At 66.7% G+C, this 15807-nt stretch carries 13 protein-coding genes and 1 pseudogene; 6 read left to right on the top strand and 8 right to left on the bottom strand.

Features of this window, described 5'->3' with window-relative positions; genetic code table 11:
- Positions 1 to 126 (top strand): annotated as a pseudogene (locus M8859_RS36325) (IS481 family transposase); the annotation flags it as partial.
- A 150-nt stretch (positions 127 to 276) separates the two neighbouring features.
- Here M8859_RS36325 and M8859_RS36320 read toward each other — a convergent pair.
- Entirely contained in the window at positions 277 to 1089 is an 813-nt protein-coding gene (locus M8859_RS36320) for a DUF8832 domain-containing protein (protein ID WP_249645651.1), read from the bottom strand.
- Positions 1090 to 1398: 309 nt separating this feature from the next.
- Positions 1399 to 2031, bottom strand: coding sequence for a TetR/AcrR family transcriptional regulator (locus M8859_RS36315; protein WP_249645650.1), 633 nt, complete (start codon positions 2029 to 2031; stop codon positions 1399 to 1401).
- Between the two features lie 182 nt (positions 2032 to 2213).
- On the opposite strand from M8859_RS36315, the gene M8859_RS36310 reads away from it, so the two are divergent.
- The 3 genes from M8859_RS36310 to M8859_RS36300 are packed head-to-tail and all read left to right on the top strand — an operon-like array spanning position 2214 to position 6081.
- Complete coding sequence (locus M8859_RS36310) at positions 2214 to 3638, top strand: MFS transporter (protein WP_249645649.1); 1425 nt, start codon at positions 2214 to 2216, stop codon at positions 3636 to 3638.
- A gap of 32 nt (positions 3639 to 3670) precedes the next feature.
- Positions 3671 to 5212: an MFS transporter gene (locus M8859_RS36305; protein ID WP_249645648.1), complete on the top strand. Its 1542-nt coding sequence runs from the start codon at positions 3671 to 3673 to the stop codon at positions 5210 to 5212.
- A 56-nt stretch (positions 5213 to 5268) separates the two neighbouring features.
- Positions 5269 to 6081: an alpha/beta fold hydrolase gene (locus M8859_RS36300; RefSeq protein ID WP_249645647.1), complete on the top strand. Its 813-nt coding sequence runs from the start codon at positions 5269 to 5271 to the stop codon at positions 6079 to 6081.
- An 11-nt stretch (positions 6082 to 6092) separates the two neighbouring features.
- On the opposite strand, the gene M8859_RS36295 is transcribed toward M8859_RS36300, so the two are convergent.
- Positions 6093 to 6815: an alpha/beta fold hydrolase gene (locus M8859_RS36295; protein ID WP_249645653.1), complete on the bottom strand. Its 723-nt coding sequence runs from the start codon at positions 6813 to 6815 to the stop codon at positions 6093 to 6095.
- Between the two features lie 425 nt (positions 6816 to 7240).
- On the opposite strand from M8859_RS36295, the gene M8859_RS36290 reads away from it, so the two are divergent.
- Positions 7241 to 7417: a hypothetical protein gene (locus tag M8859_RS36290; protein WP_249645646.1), complete on the top strand. Its 177-nt coding sequence runs from the start codon at positions 7241 to 7243 to the stop codon at positions 7415 to 7417.
- A gap of 467 nt (positions 7418 to 7884) precedes the next feature.
- On the opposite strand, the gene M8859_RS36285 is transcribed toward M8859_RS36290, so the two are convergent.
- The 4 genes from M8859_RS36285 to M8859_RS36270 all read right to left on the bottom strand — a co-directional run bounded on the left by M8859_RS36285 (position 7885) and on the right by M8859_RS36270 (position 13096).
- Complete coding sequence (locus tag M8859_RS36285; RefSeq protein WP_249645645.1) at positions 7885 to 10134, bottom strand: heavy metal translocating P-type ATPase; 2250 nt, start codon at positions 10132 to 10134, stop codon at positions 7885 to 7887.
- A 236-nt stretch (positions 10135 to 10370) separates the two neighbouring features.
- Entirely contained in the window at positions 10371 to 11312 is a 942-nt protein-coding gene (locus tag M8859_RS36280) for a DUF8832 domain-containing protein (protein WP_249645644.1), read from the bottom strand.
- Positions 11313 to 11360: 48 nt separating this feature from the next.
- The gene (locus M8859_RS36275; protein WP_283780403.1) at positions 11361 to 12731 is read right to left on the bottom strand and encodes an MFS transporter; all 1371 of its coding nucleotides are present in this window, start codon (positions 12729 to 12731) and stop codon (positions 11361 to 11363) included.
- A gap of 143 nt (positions 12732 to 12874) precedes the next feature.
- Positions 12875 to 13096 carry a heavy-metal-associated domain-containing protein gene (locus tag M8859_RS36270; protein ID WP_249645643.1) on the bottom strand — a complete coding sequence of 74 codons (222 nt, stop codon included), beginning with the start codon at positions 13094 to 13096 and terminating at the stop codon, positions 12875 to 12877.
- Positions 13097 to 13223: 127 nt separating this feature from the next.
- Here M8859_RS36270 and M8859_RS36265 point away from each other — a divergent pair, with 127 nt between their 5' ends.
- Positions 13224 to 14402, top strand: a complete 1179-nt coding sequence (locus M8859_RS36265) for an NAD(P)/FAD-dependent oxidoreductase (RefSeq protein WP_249645642.1) — start codon at positions 13224 to 13226, stop codon at positions 14400 to 14402.
- A 637-nt stretch (positions 14403 to 15039) separates the two neighbouring features.
- Here the strand turns inward: M8859_RS36265 and M8859_RS36260 are convergent.
- Positions 15040 to 15339, bottom strand: a complete 300-nt coding sequence (locus M8859_RS36260) for a MauE/DoxX family redox-associated membrane protein (RefSeq protein ID WP_249645641.1) — start codon at positions 15337 to 15339, stop codon at positions 15040 to 15042.
- Positions 15340 to 15807: the final 468 nt, after the last annotated feature.

Here is a 15807-nt window from a genome sequence, read left to right as displayed (position 1 = left end):
ACCGACGCACTCGGAATCTGGAACATCCACTACAACTACCATCGACCCCACACTGCCGCCGGAAACCGGCCCCCAGCCAGCCGCCTCCACACCGGCGTCACCAACGTCACGGCCTCATACAACTAGGGCCCAAATGGCCGGGGGACTCTTGCGCATCGGGAACACATTCTCGGAAGGGGCAGGGGTGGGTCTCGGGTTCGGGGACAGCGGCAATCGCACATGCCGTCTCCTTCGGGGCGTGGTTGTGGGCGAGGCCGTCCCCGCCCACACAGCGGCTCAGTGGTGATGGATGGGCGTGGTTGGCAGGGTGAAGGCTGCGGTGCGGACGGTGTCACCGTGCTTGAAATCGAGGAACAGCCGGTAGGTTCCGGGACCGGGCACCGCGGTGTGGAAGGCGATGTTGGGGCCCGGGGCGGTCACGCCGTCGCCGGGCTCACCGTTCGGGTGGACGTGGACGTAGGCCAGGTCGCCTGCGCGCAGCACCACCAGGTGCCCGTAGGCAGCGAGGTAGGGCTGCAGATCGGTGACCGCCACGCCGTCCTTACGGACGGTCAGTGTGAGCAGCTGACCGGCACCCGAGACCAGATCGCCTTGCAGCGCAACCTCGTAACCATCGACCACAACCGTCCGGACGGGTTCGGGTGTCGGCTGCGGGTCGTAGCTGCCCGCGACGGCGAGGTCGGCGCCGAGGGTGATGGTCCGGCCGAGGTCACGCGGGGCGATATCGGTGAAGACGCGGTAGGCGCCCGCTTCGGGCAGGTTCAGCCGCACCGACCAAGTGCCGTCGACCGCGCGCACGGGGTGCACGTGCTGGAAGCCGGTGAGCTCGCGCTGCACCACGATCAAGTGCAGTTCGCGGTCGTGCAACGGAGTGTAGTGGGTGACCGGGCGGCCGTCAGGGCCGAGAATCCGGAAGCTGAAATCGATTTCGCCCGGGGCGACGACGGTCTTGTCGAGGTCGAGCGTGTAACCGTCCTGGGTGATCTGCAGGCCGCCGGGTCCGCCCGCCGCGTGAAGTGAGTGACCGGCGTGCTCGGCGCGGTTGGTGTGGTCGGCGGTGTGATGTGCGGCGTGTGTCCGGGTGCTCATTGTTCGGCCTCTCCGAGCTCGTGCTTTGTTCTGACAAGGAGAATGTATACCCCTGGGGGGTATATTCGCAATCGTGCCCGTCGGTGATGTGGATCATGCCGGGATCGTCGACCACAGCCGAGTCGGCCCTTCCAGACCACCCGAGGCCCTCAGGCTCCGATTCATTACAAACAGCGTCGATCCTCACGCCCGGGGAGATGCCTACAGGCGGTTCGGCAAGCCTGCGCCGAAGCGGTCTCGCGATTTTGCGGACTCACGGATGGATGCCAGCCAGCACAGGCATGGCCACTGCGCTACTGCGCTACTGCGCTACTGCGAGACTGGCGCCGGAGGTGGCGAAGGGGCCGCCGCGCCCGGCGGAGCGTAGGCCGCCAGCAGGGTGGTGGTGATGAGTGCGGCCGCGTCGTCGTCGGCGATGCGGCCTGCGGTGATCTCGCCTGCCGCACCGTGTACCACGCTGTGGTAGACCGCCACCAGCCAGGAAAGAGGCAGGTCATCGCGAAACATGCCCTCTTTCCGGCCGCGTTCGAGGAGTCGGCGCACGCGACGCATCGGCAGGTCGTGGGCGGTACGGATCCGTTCGGCAGGAATGTGGTTCTGCGCGGCCAGCAGCAGGGAGCGGAACCGGTCGATGATCTTCCAGGAGGCCGCGACCAGCCGGGTCAGGGCCTCGCGGGGATCGCCGTTGATATTGACCGAGTCGAGCGCCTGATCGCTGTCGGTAACCGCGCGCGTGAACACCGCATCGATGAGGTCTGCGCGTGAGGCGAAATGCCCGTACAGAGTGACGCGGCCGACACCTGCGCGTCTGGCGATGTCGCTGATGCTCGCGTCGGGGTCGGCGATCAGGCATTCCTGGGCGGCGTCGAGGATCGCGGCGATATTGCGCCGGGCATCGGCGCGTTTCGCATGCCCGTGCTCCTGCGTCCGTGCTCCCGCCACGGGGTCACCGCCTCTTCTCAAACATCAATGTACAGGTTGTGTAGTCACTGTAGCTCGGCAGGGGCGCGCCCCAACGGCCCGCCCGGCAGTGACTCGCGTCATACATAAGCCCCTTTTCGAACATGCATGTTCGAGTTATGGTGAAATAACTTGAACGTGAATGTTCAATTTGGGAGGTTGACATGCACTCGCAGACTTCTGCTCATCACCATCACGACGTTGCCTCGCCTCCGGATCCGCGCCGGTGGCGGGCCTTGGGCGTGCTCGCGGTCGCGCAGTTCATGCTGATCCTCGACATCACCGTGGTCACGGTCGCGCTACCGGATATCGGCAGCGATTTGGCGTTGAGCCGGGCGGCGACCACCTGGGTGATCACCGCCTACACGTTGCTGTTCGGCGGCCTGATGATCTTCGGTGGACGTGCCGCAGACTTGTTCGGTGCCCGCCGGATGGCGATGATCGGGCTGGCCGTGTTCACCGGTTCGTCGCTGCTCGCTGGTCTCGCGGTGAACGCGCCGCTGCTCATCGGTGGCCGGATAGGCCAAGGCATCGGTGCCGCGCTGCTGTCACCGGCTGCGATGTCGATCGTGACCACCACCTTTCACGGCGATGAGCGGAACAAAGCGCTGGGCGTGTGGGGCGCGCTCGGCGGCACCGGCGCCGCGGTGGGCGTGCTTGCCGGTGGGCTGCTGACGGCGGGACCAGGCTGGGAATGGATCTTCTTCGTCAATGTACCGGTGGGTCTCGTGCTGCTCGCCGCGATGACGAAGGTAGTGCCGGGGAGGCCTGCACAGCGTGGACGCAGCATCGATGTAGCGGGCGCGGTGCTGGTCACCGCCGCCGCGGGCGCCGCCATCTACGGGCTGATCAACGCCGGTGACGACGGCTGGACCGACTCGGCCACCCTCGTCCCGCTCGCGGCCGCCGTCATCGGCGGCACGGTCTTCCTCGCTTACCAGCGTCGCGCGAGCGATCCCTTGCTGGACCCGCGCCTGCTGGTGCGGCGTCCCGTGGCGGCGGGTGCGGTGTTGATGTTCGTGGCGACCGGACTACTGATCACCGGGTTCTTCCTCGGCTCGTTCTATCTGCAACAGGCACAAGGGAACTCAGCTCTGCTCACGGGTCTGCTGTTCGTGCCTGTCGCGCTCGGCACGATCATCGGCGCGCACAATGCCGGTCATTTCATCGGGCGCTTCGGCTACCGCCCCGTCGGCATCCTCGCCTTGACCGTTGCTGCCGCGGGGGCAGCGATACCCGCTGCCTGGCACAGCACGCCCGCACTGATCATCGGGCTCAGTGTGGCGGCAGCAGGCCAGGGTGCCACGATCGTCACCGCCACAACCACCGCCTTGGCCAACGTCGAGCACAGCCAGGCCGGAGTCACCTCCGGTCTGGTCAATACCTTCCACGAAGTAGGCGCGGCATTCGGTGTGTCGGTGATCTCCACGATCGCCGCAGTAAGCCTGCGCAGCCTCGGCGCCGATCCCAGTGGCTTCACCAATGCCTTCACCACCAGCGCGCTCGTCGCCGCTGTCGTCGCGGTAGCTGCGGCGGCGTTCATACCGGCGGGCAAGCCACCTGCGGGGCTGCGGGTCAGCGCGCACTGATCACCAGCACCGGTTCGGGAAGGAGTTCGACCATGGTTCAACTACACCAAACGCAATCTGCTGCACAGGAAGTGCCGGGTGTGGTCCGCCGCAATCTCATTCTGTTCGTGATGTCGCTGGCGTTGGTGGCCATCGTGGGGATGATGGCCTCGTTGATGGTCGCCGCACCCGGTATGGCCACCGACCTGCGCGCGTCGCAGACGCAGCTGCTGTGGATCGTCAACGCCTATGGCGTCACCTTCGCCGGGCTGCTGCTGGCCGCTGGAACACTCGGAGATCGCTACGGGCCCAGGGCAATGCTCGTCATCGGCCTGCTCATCTTCGGCCTGTCGTCTGCGGCGGTGCTGCTCGTCGAGGACCCGACTGCCATCATCGCGCTCCGGGCTCTCGCCGGAGTGGGTGCAGCGGCGGTGATGCCGACGACGCTGTCGATCATCACCCACGTATTCCCACCGCATGAGCGTGCTCGCGCGGTCGGCGTCTGGTCCGGCGTGACAGTCGGCGGTGCGCTGATAGGGCTGCTCACCGCGGGCGGCCTGCTGGAGGCGTTCTCGTGGCGGTCGGTGTTCGTGTTCAATGTCGCGCTGACGGCGGTCACGTTGATCGCGACGGTGCTCGTGCCGCGCCGGATTCGGCCGGGCCGTGAGTCGGTCGATATCGGTGGAGGGTTGTTGTCCGTCGTCGCCGTCGCGTCGCTGGTCTTCGGCATGGTCGAAGGCCCGGAACTCGGTTGGGCGTCGAGTTGGGTCGTGGCAGCCTTCGCGCTGGCGGCGCTCAGCGCTGCGGTGTTCGTCGGCTGGGAGTTGCGCCACCCCCGCCCGCTGCTGGACCCGCGTCTGTTCCGGCACCGCGGCTTGGCTTCCGGGGCGGTGGTCATCACCTCGGAGTCGCTGGCGATGTTCGGGTTCTTCTTCGTCGGACTGCAGTACCTGCAGATCGTCAAGAACTACTCGCCGCTGAGCGCGGCACTGGCCATGCTGCCACTGGCGCTGGCCGCGATGGTGTTCTCACCGATCGTCCCCGTGCTGCACCGCAGATGGGGGTACCGATTCGTGGTCGTCACCGGGATGGTGATGATCGCGGGCGGCCTACTGATAATGACCACACTGACCGCGCACTCGTCGTATGTGCCGATCGGGCTCGGTGTGTTCCTGCTCGGCAGCGGAATCGCCTTCGCCGCCACCCCGGCGACCGAAGCACTCATGGCGGCGCTGCCGCCGCAGCAGCACGGTGTCGCGTCCGCGCTCAACGACGTCACCCGCGAGCTCGGCGGTGTCCTCGGAATCGCCTTGCTGGGCAGCATATTCAGCGACAGCTACCGCGACCGGATCAGCGACGCGGTCGCATACCGGCTACCCCCGGAGCTGTCCCACACCATCGAGGACTCGGTGGCCGCAGGCGTGGTCGCCGGGTCAGCGCCCGGCGCCCCGCCACACCTGCTGACGAGTGTGCTCGACAGCTTCGAACACGGCATGTCCACCGCACTCGTCGCCGGTGTCGCAGTGGTCGTTGCCGGTGCCCTCGTCACCGTTGCCATCGGCCGCGGAGCTACCCACCCGGAGAACCGACCATGAACCACACGCCATCGGCCCGCTTCGGGTCCTCGCAACCCGCACTGCAGGAAGCGTTCGTGGACACACCAGTTGCTCGCATCCATTACGCGCGGGCAGGAGACGGACCGCCGGTGCTGCTGATTCCCGGCAGCGGTGGCTGGAAACTGACTTTCGCCGCAATGATCAAGGAACTCGCACAACGCCACACCGTCTTCGCGGTCGACCCGCCCGGTCAAGGCCGAACCGAAATCATTGATAGATCCGGCCCGTTCGGCACAGACGCGGTCGTCGCGTCGATAGGACACTTCCTCGACGCGGTCGGCGTCGAACGCGCGGCCGTCGTCGGGCATTCGTGGGGTGGGGGCTTCGCCCTGCGCCTCGCCCAGACCCACCACGATCGAGTGAGCCGATTGGCGCTGATCGCGCCCGCTGGTGTGGATGTAGCGGACGTGTGGGAGTTCCGGCTGCTGAGACTGCCTCTGGTCGGCGAGCTCGGCGTTCGACTGATGTCCCCAGCGTCGGTGCGGCATATGCTCCGAAAGTCCTTCGCCGACCCCGCTCGCGTGCCCGCCGATCGGATCGAAGACTACGTGCAGATGATGCGAGCACCCGACGGACGAGCAGCCCGTCTCGCAGACATGCTGCGTGTCGAGCGATCAGTGCGATGGAGCGATACCGAACGTAACTTGCCGCTGGTCGATACACCTGTGCTGCTGTTATGGGGCAGCGAAGACCGGTACCTCCCGGTCGAACTCGCGCAGCGGTTCACCTCCCAGCTGCCACGGGTGCAGGCTCACGTCGTGGTCGGCGGCGGTCATTCGCTGCACGATGACCTACCTGCGCAAACCTACGCACTGCTGCACCCGTTTCTTCATCCCGACCATACATAGAGTTGCCCCCGCTAGGTCGGGGTGATCTCGTCGAGGAATTCCCGAATGGCGGGGGAGGTCACGCGCGCGAGGTCTTCGGCGGTATGCAAGTCACCCGATATTGTCTGCGGCGCCAAGCGGCCACGGGGCAATATCCGGGCGACCTCTTCGGCAAGTGCGGTGGGATGACGCGCATCCGTACCAGGAAACACCAGAGTCGGCGCGGTGATCGCGGCCAGTTCGGCAACGTCGCGGAAGGATCGGTCACGGCCTATCGCCGCAGCGGCGACAATGCTCGCCGGGTCCGATCGGGGTATGGCATCGCGCACCATAGCGCCGACGACGGGCGGGAACCCGGCCAAGATCGGCTCCCAGCCCGCCTCGATGCCCTCGGCCGCGACGCGAGCGGCGAAGGCATCCAAGAAGCGGATCTCGGCTTCTTTCGCCGCGTCGTCCTCGATGTCCTCGATGTCCTCGATCAAGACCGCGGCACGCACGAGGACCGGGTGCGCCGCGGCCACGCGCAGCGTGATGGTCGAGCCGAGACCGGCACCTCCGAGCGCTGCGCCCGGCAGACCCAGATGGTCCAGCAGGCGCATGACATCGTCGGTGTACTGGGCCCACGTGTGGCGTGCCGGATCAGCACAAACGGACCGGCCGTAACAGCGCAGATCCGGCAGAACCACCCGGCGGCGGTCTGCGAGCCGTGCGGCCAGCGGGAGAAGGCTCTCATGATCCGGCCCGCCGGCATGCATCAGGAACCAGAGGAAGCCCGTCGCCGTCCCCGACAACAGTGGCGTGCAGGCTGCAGCCGTCACTTCCGCGGTAGCTGATCTTCGGCATTGACGCAGCGTATGCCGACCTCGCAGTTGCCCACAACGAACTGACCAGCCATCCGATATCGCGATCCGGCCAATCTGGCCGGGTCCACCGAAGCTGAGCACAGCGACACCGCCGACGCCCCCGGTAGAACGCGGCGATCACGCCTGACTGTGTCGCGGGCGTAGTGATACATGCGGCTCGGCGATTCTCGCATCGGTCGGAACTGCCGTGCCCACAGCGCTGCCAGCAACCAGCAGCCAGGCAGGAATCGAATCCAGATCCCGTAGCACGCCCAGAACTCGGGAGATGTCTGCGTAGTCGCGGCAGTGCAGCCGCGACAACCTCACTGGTCAGTACTGTGCACTACATCCTCAGCGGCGCGGCGGAGGAGAGCCGAGCCGGCGTCGCCGCACGCTGTCGCTTCAGCGCAGAGCACCGCAAGCTCGGACAGGTGGCGATGGAGTGGGTGCTGGTCGGCGAGGTCGCCGACGACGGACGGGTGCGACACATCCACCAGCTGGCTCGTAATTCGTAGGTCGAAGCCGTCGACCTCATTGGCGAGTACGACAGCGACGAACGGGGTGCTCTTGGAGGCTCCGGTCGAATGGTCAGCAGCACACGATCGGCCGTGTTTCCGCGAGATGGTTGGTTGTAGCGGCCAGGGGTGGGGCGTACTGGAAAGCCGCGTGCGACCTCGGCCTGAGCGGACTGCGATCGATGCAGCCTGTCGGCGCCTACGGATCGCGCCAACCGGCCCGTACTACGGACAGCGGACTAGATACCACGCGAGTCCGACGGGTGCCGATTGTCGACCGCGCGGTGGACCAGGGTGCTTCGAACAGCTTCGGCGGCACATGCCAGAGCGCATCGCGCGAGGGTTCGGACAGCAGGATGGCGGGCGATACGCATAGCGGTATCCGATGAAAAGTGCATTGCTCCTCCTGATGTATGCGAGACGGGACGACACTCGGTGTCGTCCCGTCTCTGTTCAGCGGTGGTCGCTCATCTCGCGGTCGACTTGAACCGGCGCAGTCGCAGGCTGTTGCTCACCACGAACACCGAGCTGAACGCCATGGCGGCGCCGGCCAGCATCGGGTTGAGCAGTCCGGCCATGGCCAGCGGGATCGCGGCCACGTTGTAGGCGAAGGCCCAGAACAGGTTGCCCTTGATCGTGGCCAGGGTGCGCCGCGACAGGCGGATCGCGTCGGCGGCTGCGCGCAGGTCGCCGCGGACGAGGGTGAGGTCGCTGGCCTCGATGGCGACGTCGGTGCCGGTGCCCATGGACAGACCGAGGTCGGCCTGGGCCAGGGCGGCCGCGTCGTTGACGCCGTCACCGACCATGGCGACGACCTTGCCCTCGGCCTGCAGCCGCTTGACGGTGTCGACCTTGTCCTGCGGCAGCACCTCGGCGATGACCTCGTCGATGCCGACCTCGTCACCGATGGCGCGGGCCGCGCGGGCATTGTCGCCGGTGAGCAGGATCGGGGTGAGTCCGAGCTCCCGGAACTGCGAGATCGCCTGCGCTGAGGTCGGTTTCACTGCGTCGGCGACCACGAGCACGCCGCGCGCCTTCCCGTCCCAGCCGATCGCCACCGCGGTCTTGCCCGCCGATTCCGCTTCTGCCATAGCGGCTTCCAGCGTGTCGTCCAGCGGCTGCGACCAGTCGGCCAGCAGCCTGGCCCGGCCGAGGATCACTGCGTGCCCGTCGACGACACCTTGCACGCCGAGCCCTTCGGCATTGGCGAAGCCCTCGACCGGCAGCAGGGTGCCGAACTCGTCGCGCGCTGCCTTGGCGATCGCCTGCGCGATCGGGTGTTCCGACGAATCTTCCAGCGCACCAGCCAGTTCCAGCATCTGGCTGCGCAGCTCACCCTCGGCGGGGATCACCTCGAGCAGCGTCATCTTGCCGGTGGTGACGGTGCCGGTCTTGTCCAGCACGATGGTGTCGACCTTGCGGGTCGATTCCAGCACCTCGGGGCCCTTGATCAGGATGCCGAGCTGAGCGCCGCGGCCGGTGCCGACCATCAGCGCCGTCGGGGTGGCCAGGCCCAGGGCGCACGGGCAGGCGATGATCAGCACTGCGACGCCCGCGGTGAACGCCGCCGCGATGGCGCCGCCGGTGCCGAGCCAGAAGCCCAGCGTGGCGACGGCAAGGGCGATGACGATCGGGACGAAGATGCCGGAGATCTTGTCGGCCAGCCGCTGTGCCTGAGCCTTGCCGGTCTGCGCGTCCTCGACCAGCTGCGCCATCTGGGCGAGCTGGGTGTCGGAACCGATCCTGGTGGCGCGCACCAGCAGTCGCCCGCCGACGTTCACGGTGGCGCCGGTGACAGCATCATCGATACCGACCTCTACCGGCACCGACTCGCCGGTGAGCATAGACACGTCGACTGCCGAAGAACCTTCGGTTACCACACCGTCGGTGGCGATCTTCTCGCCCGGCCGCACGACGAACTGGTCACCGACGGCCAACTGCTCCACCGGAATTCGTGTCTCGACCCCGTTGCGCACCACCGCGACGTCCTTGGCGCCCAGCTCGAGCAGCGCCTTCAGCGCCGCCCCCGCCCGCCGCTTGGACCGCGCCTCGAAGTAACGCCCGGCCAGGATGAACGTGGTCACGCCTGCCGCGGCCTCGAGGTAGATGCTGCCGGTGCCGTCCATCCGCGCGATGGTGAACTCGAACGGGTGGGTCATCCCCGGCGTGCCCGCCGTGCCCCAGAACAGCGCGTACAGCGACCAGCCGAAGGCGGCCAGCGTGCCCATCGACACCAGCGTGTCCATGGTGGCCGTGTCGTGGCGCAGGTTGGTCCACGCCGCCTTGTGGAAGGGCAGCGCCCCCCACACCACGACCGGGGCCGCGAGGGTGAGCGAGAGCCACTGCCAGTTGGTGAACTGCAGCGCCGGGATCATCGCCATCGCGATCACCGGGACGGTGAGCACCAGCGAGACCAGAAGGCGGGTGCGCAGCGAAGCGGTCGGGTCGGGCTCGTCGACCGGAGCGGTGGCCTCGTCCTTCGGCGCGGGCAGTGCGGCGGTGTAGCCGGCCTGCTCGACGGTGGCGATCAACTCCTCGGGGGAGACGTCACCGGTGAAGTCGACGCGCGCCTTCTCGGTGGCGTAGTTGACCGTGGCGGTGACCCCGTCGAGCTTGTTGAGCTTCTTCTCGATCCGGTTCGCGCAGGAAGCGCAGGTCATGCCACCGATCACCAGTTCGACCTGGCCGGTGCCCGGTGGTTGTGTCACGGTGGTCATGGGGTGCTCCATTCTCGGTGGTGGTGATGATCGAATGCGGTGGAATTGTTCCGGCCGGATCCGGTAGGGAGTCGGTGCGGATCAGTGGCAGGACCGGCCCCGCGTTCGTGCAGTGATGGGTGTGGCGTGAAGTCGGTGGTGTGCGGTTTGCCTTGGCGGTTCGGTCGGCTGTGGCTGTGCGTCGGTGGTGCTGGTGGGCGTTGTGGTCATCAGATGCTCTTGTCGTGCGGAGTGGTTCAGTGGCCATGGCCGGGCTGGGCCGGTTCGGCGGCGTTGGATGTGGCGGCGAGCTGGTTGCCAGGTGAGACGCTGAGGGTGAATTCGGCTGTCCGAACCACACCCTGGTGCTGGAAGTCGAGGAACAGCCGGTAGGAGCCCGCGCTCGGCGCGTTCACGACGAACTCGATTCCGGGACCGGCAGGGGTCTTCCCGTCGCCGGGCGCGCCTTCGGGATGAACGTGCAGGTAGGCGAGGTCGGCGGCCCGCAGCGCCACCAGGTGACCGTAGGCCCCGAGGTAGGGCTGCAGGTCGGTGACCGGCGTGCCGTTCCGGCTGACCGAGAGGGTGACCTTCGAGGCAGTACCCGGGGTGACCGCGCCGTTCAGCGTGACCGTGTACTCACCGACCTGCGTCGTGGCCGCCGGGGCGGGCAGCGCCTGCACGTCGTAGTTGCCCGCGACCCGCAGGTCGGCGCCGAGGGTGAGATTCTGGCCGCCGACCGGCGTGAAGTCGGCGAACACCCGGTAGTCGCCCGCCCGGCTCAGGTTCAGCGGGACACTCCAGGTGCCCGCGCTGTCGAGCGCCGGGTGCACGTGCTGGAAACCCGCCATGTCGCGCCGCACGACGATCAGGTGCAGGTCCTTGTCGTGGCTGGTCACGTACTTCGTGACCGGGACGCCGTTCGCGTCGAGGATGCGGAAGCCGACCGTCGCCTGCGGGGAGGTGGCGGTGTTCGGCTTGTCCAAGGCCAAGGTGTAGCCCTGGTCGGTGGCCAGCAGGCCACCGGGCAGACCGGCAGCGGCAGCCGCATCCGGGGCGGCATGGTCGCCGTGCCCGGCCTGCACAGGTCGCTGCGGATCAGCGGGCGCCGGGCCGATCGTCGCGCCGACGGCAACGGCGATGCCGAAGACTGCGGCGATGCCGAGGGCGAATCCGGCGAACTTGGTGGTGGCGTTCATCGAGAGTTCCGTACTTTCTGTATCTGGTCGTCCGACACGGGATCTGGGCTATCCGACAAGGGCGGGCTGACGCGCTCCATGCGGCCAATGCGGGTGTTCTGCGTCGATGACGAACGGGTGGGTGTGCTGGTAGAGGCGGTCGCTGATGCGGATGGCGTCGACCAGCCGGGAGGGGTCGATGGTGCCGACCTCGTGCAGATGGGTGATTTCCGCGGGGTCATGACGCGGCCACGTCCGCACGGCGACGGTGGCGCCGACGCCGGCGAGTACCACCAGCACCACCCAGGTGGTGGTGAAACCCGCCGCGGTGGTCAGCCAACCGGCGATCGGATAAGTGAGCAGCCAGGCCAGGTGCGACAGCGAGAACTGCGCGGCGAACAGTGCCGCACGGTCGGCGGGCTGCGACGAGCGCCGCAGGATCTGACCGGTCGGGGTGAGCACCGCGGCGGTGCCCGCACCGATGACGGCCCATACCGCGATCGCGGCACCCCACCGCCACTGGCCCGCGTCGACGGTCGACAGGGCGATGGCTGAACCGAGTCCGAAGATCAACGTCGCAGCGCCGGACAGCATCACTGGGCGTGCGCCGATGCGGTCCAGGACTCGCGGCAGCGACAGGGCGATGACCATCGTGCCGAAACCGTTGGCGGCTAACAGCATCGCCACTCCGGTTTGGGATCCACCGAGGGTGTCACGCACGTAGTTGACGGTGTTGACCATGATCACCGAGCCTGCCGCGGCGACCACCAAGTTCAGTCCGAGAAGTCCGCGCAGTCGTGGCGTGGCGGCGAAGATCCGCATCCCGACCGCGATCCGGTCCCGGAAGGCGCCTTGTGTGGTGGCGCCGGCGTTCGGGATTCGGGTCGAGATCACCAGGGCCGCCGAGATCGCGAATCCGATGGCGGTGCCGACGAACAGCCAGTGGAAGCTGATCACGCTCAGTGCGGCTGCGGCCAGCATCGGACTCAGCAGGGTTTCCATGGTCGCGGCGAGTTGCGCTGCCGACAACGCTCTGGTGTAGTCGCGTTCGTCGGGAAGAATGTCGGGAATCACCGCCTGGTAGGTGGGGGTGAACGCTGCCGAAGCGGTCTGCAAGACCGCGATCAGAACGTAGATCTGCCAGATCTGGTCGATGAACGGGAGCGCCAGCACCACCCCGGCACGAATTATGTTGAGCGCGACCAGGAACAGCCTGCGCGGGAACCGATCAGCGTAGGCGGCCACGATCGGCGCGACCGTGACGTAGACCAGCATCTTGATCGTCAGCGCGGTGCCGAGCACCGCGCCGGCGTCAGCGCCTGCCAGTTCGTAGGCGAGCAGTCCGAGCGCGACCGTGGTCAATCCGGTGCCGAACAAGGCGGTCATTTGTGCGGTGAACAGCCGACTGTAGTCGCGGTGGGCGAACAATGAGGTGATCATCGGGGGTTGTCCTTCTACTCCTGTTGTCGGTGCCGGGGCACCTGATGAAGCTGCGCGTGGCCACCCGTTCAGACGCGCTGACTTCCCCGACGATCAGCCACCGTGTCATCGAGTAGGCCCGATGACACGGTGGCGGGCGGGGGTCAGCTCTGGACGAGTTCGTAGCCGAGGGTTTCGACGGTGTCCTGGATCAGCGCGTCGTCGATCGCGCCTGCGCCGATGACGGTCATCCGGCCGGTGGCGAGTTCGATGTCCACGCCGTCGATTCCGGAGAGCTTGCCGATCTCGGACTTGACCTTGCCGACACAGCTGCCGCAGGACATACCCGAAACGATGTAGCTACTGGTGGTGGTGCGGGTGCTCATGACCGATTCCTCCGTGTGCTCAGGGTCTTTCCGAGGACCGACGATACGACAACGACACTACTTTGTAAACCCCTAGGGGGTATAGGTACCGATTTGTACTAATACCCCCTTGGGGTATGATGCAGGTATGAGAGAGCTGAATCGGATCGTCGTTGTCGGAGCTTCGCTGGCTGGTCTGCGGGCGATACAGGCACTACGTGCCAACGCCTTCACCGGCGACGTCACCCTGATCGGCGCGGAGGACCACGCGCCCTACAATCGACCGCCACTGTCGAAAAGCGTCCTGGACGGCGACGATGACATCGCCTTGCCCGGTGCGGAGCAAATCGACGGTGAGTGGCTGCGCGGCAGGCGGGCCACCGCCCTTCGCACCGCCGACCAACTGGTCGTACTCGACAACGGATCGGAGATCCCGTTCGACGGGCTCGTTGTCGCGACGGGCGCCAGGCCGCGCCGCTTCGCCACGCAACCCACCGGCGTGCACAGTCTACGAACTATCGATGAAGCGCTCGCCTTGCGCACTGAGCTGGCCGCTGCTGGGCACCTCACCGTGATCGGCGGCGGATTCGTCGGCAGTGAGGTGGCCTCCACGGCAAGGCGGCAGGGAATTCCCGTCACCTTGATCGACGCCGGGCCGTATCCCATGGTCGCGACGTTGGGCAGCCACGCCGCGCGGTGGCTCGCTCGACACCACGAGCGGCACGGCGTCGCGCTCATCGCCGGCGTTCGCGCGCTCGGCTTCGATGGCGCAAGTCGGGTCACCGCTGTGCGGTTGAGCGACGGGCGCAGAATTCCTACCGACCTCGTCGTCGCGGGCACCGGTGTCGAACCGAACACCGATTGGCTGCGCGAGAGCGAACTGAAGCTCGACAACGGAGTCGTGTGCACCAGTTCACTGTTCGCCGAAGGGCAATCAGCCATCGTCGCCGCAGGTGACGTCGCCAGGTGGGCGCACCCGCTCTACGACGGTGCACTGGTCCGCGTCGAGCACTGGGCCAACGCCAACGAACAGGGGGCCCTGGTCGCCCGCAACCTGCTCATCGGTGCCGATGAGGCCCAAACCTATGCCGCGGTCCCTTCTTTCGCGACCCATGTGCACGGTGCGCGCATCCAGATCGCAGGCCTACCCGCATTCGCCGACGAGGAACGCGTCCTGATCGATGAGCCCGCCGACGACCGCCTCGCGGTCGCCTTCCTTGCTCGCGGCATCCTCGTCGGCGCGGTAGCAGTGAACGCACCGAAACACCTCATCCGTCTCAAACGCGCCATCTCTGCCCGCGCCTCGAGTGAAGAGGTCATGGCCTGACAGAACGGCGCATCGGAAATGATCGATGTTGCACCGTCGATGCCCACGAGGTGTAGCGAGTATGCAATGAGCGTCGACGCCGAGATGCAGACCGCGATTGCCCAGGCCGGCGGTGCCGTCAAGGTCGTCCTGATCGACCTGGCCCGATCGCCAGACGCGGCCGGTAATCGGCCGACCACCCCCACTGGAATACCGGCGGCACCACCATCCACGAGGCCGACGCCGGTGGTCAGGGCCTTCTCACCCGGCACCTGGACACGATCCCGGGCAGGATCAAGCCCTAGCTGCCAGTGTTAGGTAGCCGAATACTGGGCGCAGCTGGCGCGAGGACCGTAACGCAGCACTTGGACCCGTTGCACTGAAAGAGATCGGACCATTTCCCGCCGTTACCGGCCTTCGTGACCGCGCCACACCAGCCGCAGTACACCCCAACCTTTGTTCCCACCGCGCATTTGCATCCGTTGGATTCGCAGGCGGCGTTGGCGATTTCGGGGAAGATCGCGGTCAAAACCAACATGGTGGTAGCCAGGGCGGTGGTGATTCCGAGGCGGCGCAGCAGATCCCGGCGTGTGGTCACGAATGGGGCTCCTGCGTTGAGGGCGGGTGCGGTGTCATCCACCGGTTCGGGCGTGCGGCGTCAGCAGGCCAGCATGCTCAGCGCGACTAACAGCACCGATCGCCATGATCTGGACCGCCGGGGAGAACCCGGTGATGGTCGGGCCGGACTTACCGCGGACGGCGGTCCAGGCACCGCCGCGACGAGCACCAGGTTGCGCACCACGACCGGCCACGAGATCAGCGTTCCCACCTTGCCCAGACATCCGCAGAGACCTGTTGTCCGCGCAAGCAGCGCGATCATCACCACGGCGGTCATCATCGCCGGCACCGCCGCGGCAGCGACCGCACCGGCGCGATCGAAGGCACCGAACACGAACATCGCCCCACCACCAGTTCGGTCGTCGAAGCGAATGTGGACGGTGACGCCGCTTCCGTGTCAATGGCAGGCGAGTCACCCAACTCAACAGCGACAGGGAAGGATCACTCGATGCAGAAGCTCTCGAATCCCCCTCGACAGGAAGTAGTTGAGAGTGTTGGATACCCGACAAGGCTTTCGTTGCAGGTACCAGCACCACAGTCGCGCCGCTCCAGCGCAACGGCTTGGGAGGGGGTTTCCCGCATGGACATCGATCTGACTTGTCCACACTGCCATCAACTCGATCTGGTGCAGAGTGTGCCCGCTGTCCGATCTGACGGCGTTGTCAACGGAACGCCAATCCAGGATCTGGCACAAATTCCGTGATTCGGCTGGTCCGGGTCGCTCAGTCGCTCAACAGGATTCGCTTCCGAAGAAGGTCTGGTTTCGCGCGCCCGAACATCTGGCGTTTGATCATCTTGATGCGGTTGA

Source organism: Nocardia sputi (genome assembly GCF_023501985.1).
The sequence above is the reverse complement of the archived record's forward strand: the minus strand, read 5'-3'. Positions and strand labels throughout refer to the sequence as shown.